Source organism: Amycolatopsis sp. NPDC054798, assembly GCF_053611505.1.
In genome coordinates, this window is the sequence record NZ_JBSHAM010000021.1 from 1 (window position 1) to 13,352 (window position 13,352).

At 68.0% G+C, this 13,352-nt stretch carries 13 protein-coding genes; 6 read left to right on the forward strand and 7 right to left on the reverse strand.

The features are described 5' to 3' along the window. Positions 1-135 precede the first annotated feature (135 nt). The gene (locus ACWGIC_RS15605) at positions 136-996 is read right to left on the reverse strand and encodes an alpha/beta fold hydrolase (RefSeq protein WP_452076604.1); all 861 of its coding nucleotides are present in this window, start codon (positions 994-996) and stop codon (positions 136-138) included. Positions 997-1,113: 117 nt separating this feature from the next. Here ACWGIC_RS15605 and ACWGIC_RS15610 point away from each other — a divergent pair, with 117 nt between their 5' ends. Continuing rightward, positions 1,114-1,707, forward strand: coding sequence for a TetR/AcrR family transcriptional regulator (locus ACWGIC_RS15610; RefSeq protein WP_452076605.1), 594 nt, complete (start codon positions 1,114-1,116; stop codon positions 1,705-1,707). Here the strand turns inward: ACWGIC_RS15610 and ACWGIC_RS15615 are convergent. Continuing rightward, positions 1,688-2,758, reverse strand: coding sequence for a DUF6670 family protein (locus ACWGIC_RS15615; protein ID WP_452076606.1), 1,071 nt, complete (start codon positions 2,756-2,758; stop codon positions 1,688-1,690). The genes ACWGIC_RS15610 and ACWGIC_RS15615 overlap by 20 nt on opposite strands. A gap of 68 nt (positions 2,759-2,826) precedes the next feature. Here ACWGIC_RS15615 and ACWGIC_RS15620 point away from each other — a divergent pair, with 68 nt between their 5' ends. From ACWGIC_RS15620 to ACWGIC_RS15635, 4 genes are all read left to right on the forward strand, one after another. Continuing rightward, entirely contained in the window at positions 2,827-4,377 is a 1,551-nt protein-coding gene (locus ACWGIC_RS15620) for an FAD-binding oxidoreductase (protein WP_452076607.1), read from the forward strand. A gap of 533 nt (positions 4,378-4,910) precedes the next feature. Further along, a complete protein-coding gene (locus ACWGIC_RS15625) occupies positions 4,911-5,195 on the forward strand; it encodes a hypothetical protein (RefSeq protein ID WP_452076608.1) in 285 nt (94 codons plus the stop codon). Between the two features lie 90 nt (positions 5,196-5,285). Beyond that, positions 5,286-6,038, forward strand: a complete 753-nt coding sequence (locus ACWGIC_RS15630) for an SDR family NAD(P)-dependent oxidoreductase (protein ID WP_452076609.1) — start codon at positions 5,286-5,288, stop codon at positions 6,036-6,038. Positions 6,039-6,304: 266 nt separating this feature from the next. Then, positions 6,305-7,162 (forward strand): LysR family transcriptional regulator, encoded by an 858-nt coding sequence (locus ACWGIC_RS15635; protein ID WP_452076610.1) that lies wholly within the window; start codon positions 6,305-6,307, stop codon positions 7,160-7,162. On the opposite strand, the gene ACWGIC_RS15640 is transcribed toward ACWGIC_RS15635, so the two are convergent. The 5 genes from ACWGIC_RS15640 to wzm all read right to left on the reverse strand — a co-directional run bounded on the left by ACWGIC_RS15640 (position 7,116) and on the right by wzm (position 11,725). Beyond that, positions 7,116-8,222: a hypothetical protein gene (locus ACWGIC_RS15640; RefSeq protein ID WP_452076611.1), complete on the reverse strand. Its 1,107-nt coding sequence runs from the start codon at positions 8,220-8,222 to the stop codon at positions 7,116-7,118. The two genes, ACWGIC_RS15635 and ACWGIC_RS15640, sit on opposite strands and share 47 nt — an antisense overlap. Positions 8,223-8,351: 129 nt before the next feature. Beyond that, entirely contained in the window at positions 8,352-8,861 is a 510-nt protein-coding gene (locus tag ACWGIC_RS15645) for an isochorismatase family protein (RefSeq protein WP_452076612.1), read from the reverse strand. A 192-nt stretch (positions 8,862-9,053) separates the two neighbouring features. Further along, positions 9,054-9,341, reverse strand: a complete 288-nt coding sequence (locus tag ACWGIC_RS15650) for a hypothetical protein (RefSeq protein WP_452076613.1) — start codon at positions 9,339-9,341, stop codon at positions 9,054-9,056. A gap of 284 nt (positions 9,342-9,625) precedes the next feature. Beyond that, positions 9,626-10,705 carry a glycoside hydrolase family 3 N-terminal domain-containing protein gene (locus tag ACWGIC_RS15655; RefSeq protein ID WP_452076614.1) on the reverse strand — a complete coding sequence of 360 codons (1,080 nt, stop codon included), beginning with the start codon at positions 10,703-10,705 and terminating at the stop codon, positions 9,626-9,628. 111 nt (positions 10,706-10,816) lie between these two features. Then, a complete protein-coding gene (gene wzm, locus ACWGIC_RS15660; protein ID WP_452076615.1) occupies positions 10,817-11,725 on the reverse strand; it encodes a galactan export ABC transporter permease subunit Wzm/RfbD in 909 nt (302 codons plus the stop codon). A gap of 58 nt (positions 11,726-11,783) precedes the next feature. On the opposite strand from wzm, the gene ACWGIC_RS15665 reads away from it, so the two are divergent. After that, a complete protein-coding gene (locus tag ACWGIC_RS15665) occupies positions 11,784-13,112 on the forward strand; it encodes a class I adenylate-forming enzyme family protein (RefSeq protein ID WP_452076616.1) in 1,329 nt (442 codons plus the stop codon). Positions 13,113-13,352: the final 240 nt, after the last annotated feature.

A 13,352-nucleotide genomic window follows, 5' to 3' on the forward strand; every position in this document is an offset into this window, starting at 1 on the left:
AGCCAAAAATGCGGGAGGAGGGTGCTTGTCAAGGCATCTTTCCCGCCTTGACAAGCACCCTCCTCCCGTCATCACAATCGGCTTCGGGGTGCCCCCAACTCACCGGACGCAATGTCGCCCCCTGGCGACGAGCCGTCACCCCAACACCTCCCGCAACCGCACAGCAAACGCCTCCGGCTCCCCCGCATACCCATGCTCCCCGCCAAGAAACCCCGCATGATGACTAGGAAACATCACCACCCCCACCCCCAGCACCCGAGCCACCCCCCGAGCAGTACGCGCCGTGAACGTATCCCCAGTCTCTTCCCCAACCCCAATCACCACCCGAGCACCCGAATCCCGAACCCCACCAACATCCGGCACATAATCAATCACCGCCCGAGACCGCCCAGACAACAACGGATCATCCCGCCGCCCATCATCCTCCGCGGACATCCCAAACGCCCCCGGCTCCACCACCGCCCGCGCGAAAAACTCCTCCGTAAACTCCCCCACCCAACTGCTCATAGCGATAAACTCCGCCATCCCATACCCAAATCCCCGCTCGAAATACCGCTCAGTCACCCCATCACAAGCCCGCCCAGCAGCCTCCCGATCCGGCAACCCCGAAATACACGGCGGCTCATGCGCGACCAACGTCACCACATCCCCCGGATACCCCGCGACCAACGCCAGCGCGGTAACCGCCCCGCCACTGCTGCCAAACAAATCAACCGGCCCCACCCCCAATGCTTGAATCACCGCGTGCACATCCCCAGCCTGCACCTCCGGCCGATTCTCCGTCTCCCCGTCAGACCGCGTACTGCGCCCAATCCCCCGCGGATCGTAAGTAACCACAGTCCGCTCCGGAAACAACGAAACAAGCGTGCCGAACCCACTGGCGTCCATCGGCTGCCCGATCATCACCAACGGCCGCCGCCCGTCCGAGACCGGCTGATTGTGCACGTCGTAAACAAGGTCCGCCCCGTCAACCGCAAGATGATGAGCAGTCACCACAAACTCCCCTCGCGACACCTGAACAGCCAGCCTACCCATCCGCACAAGCCGGGCACTCCGCAAAGAGTCCACAGTGGACCAAAGCAACCCAAGAACCGGATCAGCTATGCTGAAGCGGTGGCGAATCCAGCAGGCAGCAAAGGAATGCCGCGCCCCGAGCGGGAGCGGCTGATCCTCGACGCCGCCGTCCAGGAGTTCGGCGCCCAGGGCTACGCCCACGCCTCAGTAGCCGCCATCGCCCGCCGGGCGGAAATTTCCAAACCGCTGGTGTACGGCTACTTCGAGTCCAAAGACGGCCTCTACCTCGCCTGCCTGCACCGAGGCGCGGCCCCGCTGGTCGACGCCGTAACCGAAGCCCAGACCGGCACCGGCCTCACCCGGGCCCTGGGCACCCTGAACGCGATCTTCCGCACCCTGGAACCCCGCCGCCTCGACTGGGCCGTCCTGTGGGATCCCACCCTGCCGCCAGGTTCCGCAGTGGACGAAGCAGCCCGCGCCTACCGCCGGAAACTGTCCGCGCTCGGTGCGGAGGGCACGCAGGATGCCTTGGCCTCAGCCGGTTTCGCCGACCCCGGCGACGCCTCGCTGTTCGCCCGCATCTGGTACGGCGCGGTCGCCGCCACCGTCACCTGGTGGCTGGAGCACCCGGAGGAATCCGCCGAAACCACCATCCAGCGCTGCGCCCGCATCCTCACCTCCCTGCGCGGCTGATTTCGCAGTCCACCCACTCGAAATACCCGCTCCCCGACACCGCCCGCCCCCGGAACGCCCCGGAATACGTGTAGGCGCCGACGTAACCGCGCCCGTGGCCGTACCGCAATGGACTGTCCACCACCGCCTCCACCGCCACGACCTCCTCCGCGCCGTCCCGCACCGTCCACCGAAACCGTTCCGGCACGCGCATTTCCCGCCCCCGCGGATCAACCTCCGGCTCGGCCCGATGCTCCACTTCGACCTGCACGTCACGAAACACCGCCGCGTCACCGTCCAGCGTGCGCAAGTGCGCGAGCCGACAAGCCGTCGCCCCGGCCGCACGGACATCGGTAAGCAACAGTTGCGTCCGGTCGTCCAAGTTGATGATCTGATAGGTGAAGAAATCGATCGGCATCTTGAACCGAGGCGGCAACGGCGTACGCCGAAGTGCTTGCGGCGAAAGCGATCGCGCGTATTCGACAGTGCAGAGGCCGCCGATCTCAGTCTCACCGGTTTCGTCGGTGATCATCCCGGTGAACGTGGCAAGCAGGCTCAAGTGATCATAGGCAGGATTGCGCACAAACCACGAGACCTGCGACGTCGCAGTGATCGCCAAGTTCGCCGAGAAGCCTTCGTAACGCGCATGCACCTGATACGACGGATGCGCCGCTTCGATAGCCAGATCCGAATCCCATTCCAGCCGCGAACCGTCCTCGGCGAAGCGGCATTCGGTGCGGGAATCGTAGGCTTGATAGTGATGATGCCCGGGCGCGGCGGTGGACGACAGCACGGTCGTGGTGCGGCGGGCGTCGGAGGTCGCGAGGTAGTCGTTGTCGAAACAGACCGCGCCGGTGCTGCCGATCAGGGTCATGGTGTTGAGGTAGCGGTGCGGCCGCGGCAGTTCCGGCACGAAGATGCCGTAATGCGTCCACGCCCAGGTCCGCGAATCCGGATGCGGCCGCAGCAGGCCAGGCCGGTCGAACGGCTTCGCGGACTCCTCGATCCGCTGGTCGAAGCGGGGCAGCACTCGGTTCACCACAAACGGCGCGGCAGCGGTCAGCACGCTCATCTTTCCTCCTCGGTGCCTATTACCCTAGAGTAAGTTACTCAAGGGTCAATTCGGAAGGGAGCAGTCGGATGACACGGTCCTGGTGGGGCTGGGGTGACACCGAGGAAGCGCTGACCTCCGAAGAGTCGAAGGCGCTGGTCGCGCGCACCGCCGCCCTCCTCCCCGCACACGACTTCACCGACCACGCCCCGCCCGCGCCAGGCGACCTGCCGGTCCCGCCGTCCCGGCTCCGCCCGCCCGCCGCGCTGGCGCGGCTGTGCTCGACCGACCCCCTCGACCGGCTGTCGCACGCACGCGGCAAGGCGTTCCGCGACGTCGTGCGCAACCTGGAAGGACGGATCGAAACGATGCCGGACGTCGTCGCGCGGCCGGAGTCCGAGCAGGACGTGCTCGACGTCCTGGACTGGTGTTCCGCCGAAGACACGCCGGTAATCCCTTACGGCGGCGGCAGTTCCGTCGTCGGCGGCATCGAACCGCGGTTCCCCGCTCCCGCGGTGTCGCTGGATCTCAGCCGCCTCGGCCAGGTCGTGGAGATCGACCAGACGAGCCGCGCCGCGCGGATCCAAGCGGGGGTCTACGGACCCGCCCTCGAAGACCAACTCCGCCCGCACGGACTGACTCTGCGGCACTACCCCCAGTCGTTCACGCATTCCACCCTCGGCGGCTGGCTGGCGACCCGCGCCGGCGGCCACTTCGCCACGCTCGCCACGCACATCGACGACCTCACCGAGTCCCTGCGCGTCGTGACTCCGGCCGGCGTCAGCGAGTCGCGACGGTTGCCCGGCTCAGGAGCCGGACCGTCGCCGGACCGGCTGTTCCTCGGCTCGGAAGGCACCCTCGGCGTGATCACCGAAGCCTGGATGCGGCTGCAGGAACGGCCACGCTGGCAGGCGAAGGCGTCAGTGAGCTTCGCCCGGTACGCCGACGCCGTGCGCGCGACCCGGGCGATCGCCCAGTCCGGCCTGCACCCGGCGAACTGCCGCCTCCTCGACGCCGCGGAAACGTTCCTCAACACTGGTGTCCAGACGGACGGCCTGCTGCTGCTCGCGTTCGAGTCCGCCGACCACCCAGTGGACGCTTGGCTGGACCGCGCACTCGAACTGACCGCGGACCACGGCGGCACCGTCACCTCCCGCCGCGGCGAGTCCGGTTCGACGTGGCGGTCGGCTTTCCTGCGGATGCCGTACCAGCGCGACGCACTCGCCCGGCGGTCGATGGTGGTGGAGACCTTCGAGACCGCCTGCACCTGGGACGCGTTCGAATCCCTGCACAAGGCAGTCACGACGGCGGCGAACGCGGCGATCTCCGAGATCTGCGGCGCGGGCGTGGTGACCTGCCGGTTCACCCACGTCTACCCGGACGGCCCCGCCCCGTACTACGGCATCTACGCGACCGGGCGCTGGGGCAGCACCGTCGCTCAGTGGGACGAGCTGAAAACCGCGGTGTCCGAAGCGATCCTGGCCAGCGGCGGCACGATCACCCACCATCACGCGGTCGGCCGCGACCACCGCCCGTGGTACGACCGGCAGCGCCCGGACCCGTTCGCCGCCGCCCTCTCCGCGGCGAAGGACGCCCTCGACCCAGCTGGCGTGCTGAACCCGGGCGTCCTGCTTCGCTGACCCGGCACCGCCGCAAATACCGCAACGCCGCGTGACTGCTGCACATCCCGTGCGCGCCCGACCCCGGCGGCGTGGCCGCGTCGTATGGCGGCGAGGTCGTCCGCAGACCGAACACCAGACGTCGCACTTCTTTCGCTCCGGCGAGGATGTTCCCGCCGACGAAATTTAGGCACCGCCGCCCGGCTGCACAAGAACACCGTCCACTACCGCGCCCGCAGGCCGAGGAACCATGCAGGCGGCCGCTCGCCGAACACCGACTGGAAGTGGAAGTAGCCCTGCGTGCGGTCACTTTCCCGCGCCAGAGGCTGCCGTGGAACGAACCCGGCCGAGCCGTCTGTCCATTGTGGATTGGTTTGCCTTCTCGCGTCGCCGTGTTAGCCTGTCGCCGTGCTGCGCCTCATGACGTCCGAGCGACTCGTAACCCGGCGCGCCGGCTGAACCAGGCTGCCGGCGCGCGATGCCGGCGTACGGTTTTTTCTTCGGGACCTGGCCCTTTTCCCGCCAGACCTTTCGCGAGTTCCCGGAGAAACGCCATGTCCCTGAGCACCTTCTCGTCCGCCCCGTACACCTCCGCCCCGGCCATGCTGGTCCGCCGCCGGATCGCGACGTATTTCGTCGGCGGCATCGACCAGATCCCCGGCCTGGTCGCCACGCTGGGCCAGCACGGGAAGCTGATCCACGAGCTGTCGGTCGACGTCCGCGAGGGCGTCCGGGAGAGCAGCATGGTCAGCACGGTCCTGGTCAGCCCCGATGCGCTCGACGCCCTGTTGGACGCACTGCGCGACCTGCCGTCCGTCGTCTCCGCAGAGCTGGCCTGACCTCGGCGCGGTCACCCGCCCGGGTGGCCCGGCGAGGCTGCCGCCGACGTCGCGCAGACTGGGGTCCCCACCAGCGAAAGGGCACCCCACATGCGATTGGCCGACAAGATCACCCTGATCACCGGCGCTTCGAGCGGAATGGGCCGGGCGGCCGCCCTCACCTTCGCCCGCGAAGGCGCGACGGTCGTCGTCACCGACGTCGAAGACGCTGACGGCGCCGCGGTGGCCGAGGAGATCCGCTCCGTCGGCGGCCAGGCCGAATACCGCCGCCTGGACGTCACCGACGAGGCCTCGTGGACGTCCGCGATCGCCGACGTCCTGGACCAGCACGGAAAGCTCGACGTCCTGGTCAACAACGCCGGCATCAGCGGCACCTTCGACCCGGACCTCACCAGTACGGCGTTTTACGACCGCCTGCTGCAGGTCAACGCCCGCGGAGTGTTCCTGGGCATCAAACACGGCGCAGCGGCGATGTCCGGCCGCGGTGGCGGTTCGATCGTGAACCTGACGTCGATCTCGGCGTCGATCGGCCAGCCTGGCGTGCACCTGGGCTACGCCGCCTCCAAAGGCGCGATCAAAGCCATGACCACCACCGCGTCCGTCCACTACGCAGCCGAAGGCATCCGCGTCAACGCGGTCGCCCCCGGCTTGCTGCCGCCGATGCGCACCTCCCGCGGCTCGACTGATCCGGTGTGGCGGGCGAAGCAGGTCGAAGGCGTCCCGATGGGCCGGACCGGCGAGGTCCAGGAGGTCGCCGACGTGATCCTGTTCCTGGCTTCCGCGGAATCCTCGTACGTAACCGGAGTGGAAATCCTGGTCGACGGCGGTTTCACGGCCAAATAAGGCTCTCCCGTGGGGCTCCCGCCGCTCGGCGGGAGCCCCACGGTCGCAGTCCCTCAGCCAGGCCGAGATCAACGCCGCGACGATCGCCGCAGCCCGCGCCGCCGAATCCCCAGCGTCCAACCCCGGTGCCCGAATCCTCCACGCTTCAGCTCTCTGCCTGCCACACCGAGCCGCCCTCGGCCCCGTTGCTGCCGCCCGTCGTCCTCCAGCCCACGCGGTACGTTCACCCGAACCACTCCCTGGTTGGCGAGACGGAGACGAAGCCGATGGAACTGAGGCAGGTCGAACACTTCCTCGCCGTAGTCCGGCACCGCAACTTCACCCGCGCCGCCCAAGACGTGCACGTCGTGCAGTCCGCGCTCAGCGCGTCCGTCCGCAAGCTGGAAGCCGACCTAGGTGCGGAACTGTTCGACCGCACCACCCGCCGGGTGACCCTCACCCCCGCAGGCGAGGCCCTGCTCCCCCTGGCCCGCCAAATCGCCGCGAACGTCGACTCCGCCCGCGGCGAGGTAGCCGCGGTGACTGGTCTCGCCCGCGGCCGAGTGTCGATCGGAACCATCCAGACCCTGACCGTCATCGACCTGCCCGCGAAACTGGGCGAATTCCGCACCCGCTACCCGGGAATCCGGCTGCGCGTCCGAGAAGGCACCATCCCCGGACTGACCGCCGCGGTCTCCGACGGCGAACTGGATCTGTCCTATGTGGGCGGTCAGCTGCCGGAAGACCTGGCCGAATTCGCCAGCTGGCAGCAAAACCTGGTCCTGCTCACCCACCCCGGACACCGCCTGTCGACCCGCCGCCGAGTCCGGCTAGCGGAACTGGACGGCGAACCTTTCGTAGATTTCACCGGCAGCGGCCTGCAGGCTCTGGTCGACCGCTCCTTCACCGAAGCCGGAGTCCGCCGCGACCAGGTGTGCGAGGCAACGAACGTCCCACTGCTGGTCGACCTGGTCGCGGCGGGCCTAGGCGTCACCGTCGTGCCTGAACAAGTCGCCGCACGATCCGGACTCCCGTTCGCCCACCTCACCCAGCCGACGCTGTCCCGCACCATCTACCTGACCGGCCGCTCGGCAAACCTCACCAACCCGGCGGCACGCGCGCTGCTGGCCCACCTCCTCGCCTGACCCCGCGCACCGGCGCGAGCACCAGCGCGAACCCCACCAGCCCCAACACCAACGCGACGGTCGTCAGCCCGGTGATCCCAGCGACAAACGCCAACGCGAACGCCCTTCCGCCCAACCGCCGCAGCAACCGGACGACATCCCGAGTCGCCCCGTCGACCGAGTCGGTGTCGGCTGCCAGGTCGAGGCTGACCGCCAGCTCGGCAAGGCTCGCCGGGTCGGCTCCAGCCACCGATGCGGCGTCGGCTGTTTGGTCGGCGCTGGCGACCGAGTCGGCCTTGGCGGCCGGATCGGCACTCGCGACCGAGTCGGCCTTGGCTGCCGAGCTGCTGCTGGCCACCGACCTGCTGCCGGTCGGCCGATTGGCGCTCGCCACCGGCTCCACGCTGGCTCCCAGACCGGCGTTGGACACCGCCTTACCGCTGGCCACCGCATCGACGCCAACCTCCGACTCGATGCCAACCGTCCGGTCGACGCCAACCGCCGGGCGAACGCTAGCCACCGACGCGGCGTCGGCCGCTGACTCGGCCGTGGCGATTGGCTCGTCCCTAACCACCGAGTCGCCACTGACCACCGGCTCAACGCGTGCCACCAACCCGACGCGCACCACCGACGCGATGTTGGCCGCCGAATCGACGCTCGCCACAGACTCGTCGCTGGCCGCCAAGTCGCCGCTGACCGCCCGAGCGGCACTCGCCACCGGCTCAACGCTGGCCACCGCCGAGTCGCCACTGACCGCCAGCTCGACGCGCGCCACAGACCCGACATCGGTCACCGACTCGACGCCAGCCACCGACCCGATGTCGGCCATCGACTCAACACTCGCCGCCGACCCGACATCGGCCGACGCGACGTCAGCCACCGACTCGCCGTCGGCCACCGTGTGATCGCCCACCGCACCGACGACAACGCCATCCGGCGCGACCCCACGCCCGCCCGCGCCTCCCTCAGCACCACCGCCAGCCTCGATGTCAGCGGAGCGATCCGCCGACACCCCACCGGCAAGGCGTCGGTCGTCGCTTCGGCCGGAACCCTCGGCGAAGCCACCAGGCGAAGACGTCATGGGCTGAGTATTGGTTCGCCACGACCACCCAGTCCAACACCTGTTTTCGCTGCGATTCAGCGATGAAATCGATCGCCCTCGCGAAGGCGCATCGACGCGACAGTGGCCGCCGACTCGACGGCACCTCGATCAGGCAAAGACCACCTCCCCGCTTCCGACCAGCTTCACGCCTGCCGCGGACAGCTCCTCGTCGACCCGGGCGCTCTCCTCCGCGGCGGAGAGTTCGCCGTCGTAAGTGGCGTGAGCGTCTTGGACCAGCGTGACCTCGTGACCACGGTCGAGAGCGGCCAAGGCGGTTGCCCGGACACAGAAATCGCTCTGCATTCCGGCCACGACCAGCGGTGCTGATTCCGGCAGCAAGGAACCCAGCTGCGTATCGGCAAAAGAGTCCGGTGTCTGTTTGTCGACTACGTGCTCGCCCGGACGGACCTCGTGCACTAGTTCCCAGCCGGAGGCCCCGGGCACGTCGGGGTCCTCGCCGGTGCCGTTGTTCCGGATGTGCACTACCCGGGCACCCGCGGCCCGCGCCCGCTCCAGGACCCGCGAGATCGCGGCGGCGACTCGGTCGGCATCGGGCACTGGGGTGGGCGGGAGAAGGATGTTGTTCTGAACATCGACGAGAAGCAGCACGGGAACCATGGCAGAAGCATCTCAGCGGGCACCGACAAAAAACGGGGCTCGGCGTTCGCCCACAGGGATGAACGCTGGGCGAGTCTCGAACAGCGCACCCCGATGGGCAGGAATCTGGCATGTGTCCAGGAGCGGCACTCGGCAGTCACCGCTTCCGGTCGCGAGCAGCAGCTCGGCGCACCTGCCCCGAACCCGCTAGCGCTACGAATCCCGCCCCGAATCCTCCGGAGACGACGGCCGCGGGTGGCGCACCGGCCGTTGCCGGGCCACCGGGTAACGCGCCAGAGGATGCGCCTCGTCGAGCCGGTGGCGGGCGCGGCGGGGTACGTCGTCCGATGGGGAGACCCAGCGGCGCATCGAGTCGTCCGGAGGAGCGGCTGGAGAAGGCGGAGAAACAGCAGAGCGACGCCGGGCGGCGCGGCGCAGGAACACCACGGCCAGCACCACGAACACCGCGGCGACGGCCACCAGGAGCCACCAAGCTTGCATTCGTCCTCCCGTCGTGGGTGGGTCGCACGCAAGGGTGCCCGTTCAGCCCGCCGACAGCGCGTTGTCCACACCGCCGGGTGTCACCGGAACGGGCGGTTGTTCGCGAAGGCGGGGTGCCGCGCAGGTCAACAGCAATGACGCTAGCAGGATTCACTGCCCGACAACGGCTGGATGCCACGCTCCGGAGAGGCATACCAAGGCAGGACAGCGAAGCCCACCGCGAGACGAACAGAGGCTTACGACCACGAAGGATCACCCGGCAAGGCAACCCGCCGCCGAATGCTTCACTTCACCCCATCCCGCAACGCCGACACCCGATCCACCGCCGCGGTGAACTCCCCGCTCGGCAGGGAGCCGTTCGACAACCCCGTTGCCAGCGCGGAAGCCGCGTCGTCGCCCTGGCTCACGTCTCGGGCAGAGGCCAGGATCAGATCCATCCCCGCCTCCGCCGCCAGCACCGCACGGTTTCCCGGCCCGCCATAAGACTTCAGCGCGCCGGCCTCCAAAGCGTCCGTCACGGTCACCCCGGCGAAGTTCGTCTCGTTGCGGAGTTCCTGCACCGCCGTTGACGAAAGTCCGGCAGGACGGGCGGGATCCAGGGCTGGGTACACAGCCCACGAGAGCATCACCAGCTTCACGCCGGCGTCGACCACCGGGTGATAGGGAGACTCGTCCTTGGCGCGCAGTTCGGGCAACGGCACGTCCAACGTCACCGGGCCGACGTCCGTGTTGCTTCCGTCCGGAACAGCACCCAGGCCGGGGAAGTGCTTGGCCGTCGCGGCGACGCCGGTCGACTGCTGAGCGGTGACGAAATCCCGGCCCAGCGCACCGGCCACCTGGGGGTCCTGGCTGTAAGAACGCCCGTATTTATCAATGAAGTTGCCCGGCTGGCGGTAGACATCCAGAACCGGCGCGAGGTTGACGTTCATGCCCACCCCGGCAAGATTCTGCCCAGCACCGGTGCCGGCCGCTTTGGCCGCGGCGGAGGGGTCCGCGGACTGGGCGACCTGCTTCGCCGACAAAACGGGCTCACCGGGCAAACGGCGGACCTTCCCGCCTTCCTGGTCGGTCATCAGCAGCAACGGTCGACGCACCGGGCTTTGCTCGTTCGCCTCGCGCAATTGCCGTACGACGTCGGCGATCTGTTGTGAGCTTGAGATATTCTCGCCGAAGAAAATCACGCCTGCCGCTTCTCCGGCGCGGATTCGTTGCAGCAACGTGGCGGGCGGCGTCAAACCGGGATAGGAGTAGATCACCCGCTGTCCGGCCAGTTGCCGCGGCGTGAGCCCGGCCGGGGTGGCGGCGACCGTGCTCATCGCGAGCACCGTCACGGCGAGAGCCAGCAATGCCTTCCGACGCTTCATGCGACCTCCGTTCGCGAGCTGTGAGACAACGCTAGCCCCCGGTGGGCGTGCGTGCTCGACTGACGTCCGCGAAGCAGCGGCGAAGAGAAGTCACGAAGTCCTAAGTAGACATTAAACCCAGTAAGCGACCCGGGCGCGGTAATTGCGCAGCACCAGCAACGCCAGCGACCAGCCGACCACGGTCACCACGCCCGCGACGAGCCAATGCGTCCAGCTCTGTTGCTGCCCGACAAGCGGCGCGCGCACAATCTCGACGAAGTGGTACACCGGGTTGAGCTGCAGCAAATTCACCGCGAGGGAGCCGAATCCTTCGTGTGAGCCCTGATTCATCACCCGCACCTGGTCCATCGACCACATGATCGGCGTCGCGTAGAAGAGCATCGTGATGAAGCTCTGGATCACCGGCGGGATGTCACGGAACCGCGTGGACACCACGCCGAACAGCAGCACCACCCACGCGCCGTTCAGCAGGACCAGCAGCAGGGCGGGCACGGCGAGCAGCATTCCCCAGCCGAGCCCGGGGTGCAGCAAAGCGCCAGCTTTGTCCACCAAGCGGTACGGCTGCGAGAGCTTGCCGAAGAAGATCGCCAGCACGATCACGTACACGACAAGGTTGTGCACCAGGTATAACGCCTGCCGCCACACCGTGCGCAGCGCATACACCGAGACCGGTGCCGGCAGCTGTTTGATCATCCCTTCGTTCGCGATGAACGTTTCCGAACCCTCAACGATGCAGCCGTTCATGAAGTTCCACAGGATGAGCCCGGTGGTGATGCTCGGCAGCAAGGTCGAGATGGAAGAGCCGAACAGCGCGGAGTTCACGACGCCGAGCGCGAGCGCGGTGACCGCCATCCCGACGGTGATCCACAACGGCCCCAGCGACGAACGACGGTAGCGCTGCTTGATGTCCTGCCACGCGAGCAACGCCCACAGTTCGCGGGCGCGCAGCCCGGCTTGCAGGTCGGCGAAGGCACGGCGCCAGCTTCTCGATGCCGCGTCGATCGCGGGCGGAGCGGTCATGACAGCGAACCTAGCCGCGATCGCCGTTCTCGGCCAACACGCGACTACGGTGTGCCGCGTGAGCTTTTTCCTGTCCCGCGTCCTATCCGCACTCCGCGACGGCGGCGACACCGTGCTGTTCCGCCACGACGACGCCACCATGACGTACCGGGCTGCATCAGAGTTGCTGTCCCGGCTGTACGGTGGACTCGCCGAGGTGCGCGGCATGGTGGCGATCGACGCCGCCAACCGGCCGGAAGTGGTGCTCACCCAGCTTGCCGCGCAGCTGCGAGGACTGGAAGTCGTGCTGATCGCCGCGTCCGCGAGCCGTCCGGCGCGGGCGGCGACGCTGGCGTCCACCGGTGCGACGCTGCTCACTGACGCCGACCTCGACACGCTCGCCGCCGAACGTCCGTCCACTCCGGACACGCTGCCGGACCGCGCCACGGCGATTTTCCCGAGCGGCGGCACCACCGGGACCCCGAAACTGATCCGGCATAGCGGTATTTACGACGGCGTGGCCCATATCTTCCAACCGGACGGGACCAAAACCGCTCTCGTCACCGCACCGCTCACACACATGACCGGCAACGCTGCCGTCCTGGGCGCGCTCTGCTGCGGCAACACTGTGGTACTGCGCCGAGAGTTCAACGCCGAAACACTTCTCGCCGACGTGGAACGCCACCGCATCACTACGCTTTCCCTTACCCCACCTCGACTCGCCGCGGTTCTAGATCATCCAAAACTGTCCACTACGGACTTGTCCAGCGTGCAGCAGCTTTCCCTCGGTGCCGCACCGCTTCCGCCCCGCCGGCTGGCCGAGGCGCTCAAGGTGTTCGGTCCGGTCGTCGGACAGGGCTACGGACTCACCGAAGCGCCGATGATCGCCAGCATCTCCGCCGACGAAGTCCTTGCCCGACCGGAACTTCTCGGCTCCGTCGGCCGCATCGTGCCCGGCATGGAAGCCCGGATCGAGGACGGCGAAGTGCTCGTGCGCGGGTTGTCCATGATGGACGGCTACCACGGGCAACCGCCGATCGGCGACGGCTGGCTGCACACCGGCGACCTCGGCCGCTTCGACGAGGACGGCTACCTCTACCTGGAGGACCGGATCGACGACGTCATCGTCACCGGCGAGCACGGCACGAAGGTCTCATCGACCACAGTGGAGCACGCACTCCTCAGCCATCCCAAGGTAAAAGCCGCTGCGGTAGTCCCCGCGCCGGGGCCGGACGGAATTCTCTTGCACGCAGTGGTTGTCGCCGACGAGACGACGGCGGACGAACTGCGCGCCCAGGTCCGGGAAGAACTCGGCGGCGAGCACTTTGTACCGTCCACTGTGGAGTTTCGTGAAGCATTGCCGCTGACTCCGGTGGGCAAAGTGGACAAGCAACAGCTCAAGTGTTGAGTGACCGGACCGTTCTCGGCAATGCTCCTCGTGCGAAAAGGTCTCCGGCGCGGTTGGCACTTCCGCCAGCAGTTCTGACAGCGCGCGGTGTCGTCGCTCCACGACACCCGCAACGACCTCGCGTCCGGCAGCAGTCACCTCGATCGTCACCACCGTGCGGCAACACTCGTCCACGCCGCGCGGGGCGCGCGCTGTCCCAGGCCACAGCCACGAGCACACGAGTCAACCGCTCAAGCTCGG

What these genes read in the sequence shown, in the direction of transcription:
- ACWGIC_RS15615 (WP_452076606.1), bottom strand. Translation starts at nt 2,758, where the DNA reads ATGAGCGTGCTGACCGCTGCCGCGCCGTTTGTGGTGAACCGAGTGCTG.
- ACWGIC_RS15620 (WP_452076607.1), top strand. Translation starts at nt 2,827, where the DNA reads ATGACACGGTCCTGGTGGGGCTGGGGTGACACCGAGGAAGCGCTGACC.
- ACWGIC_RS15625 (WP_452076608.1), top strand. Translation starts at nt 4,911, where the DNA reads ATGTCCCTGAGCACCTTCTCGTCCGCCCCGTACACCTCCGCCCCGGCC.
- ACWGIC_RS15630 (WP_452076609.1), top strand. Translation starts at nt 5,286, where the DNA reads ATGCGATTGGCCGACAAGATCACCCTGATCACCGGCGCTTCGAGCGGA.
- ACWGIC_RS15635 (WP_452076610.1), top strand. Translation starts at nt 6,305, where the DNA reads ATGGAACTGAGGCAGGTCGAACACTTCCTCGCCGTAGTCCGGCACCGC.
- ACWGIC_RS15640 (WP_452076611.1), bottom strand. Translation starts at nt 8,222, where the DNA reads ATGACGTCTTCGCCTGGTGGCTTCGCCGAGGGTTCCGGCCGAAGCGAC.
- ACWGIC_RS15645 (WP_452076612.1), bottom strand. Translation starts at nt 8,861, where the DNA reads ATGGTTCCCGTGCTGCTTCTCGTCGATGTTCAGAACAACATCCTTCTC.
- ACWGIC_RS15650 (WP_452076613.1), bottom strand. Translation starts at nt 9,341, where the DNA reads ATGCAAGCTTGGTGGCTCCTGGTGGCCGTCGCCGCGGTGTTCGTGGTG.
- ACWGIC_RS15655 (WP_452076614.1), bottom strand. Translation starts at nt 10,705, where the DNA reads ATGAAGCGTCGGAAGGCATTGCTGGCTCTCGCCGTGACGGTGCTCGCG.
- wzm (WP_452076615.1), bottom strand. Translation starts at nt 11,725, where the DNA reads ATGACCGCTCCGCCCGCGATCGACGCGGCATCGAGAAGCTGGCGCCGT.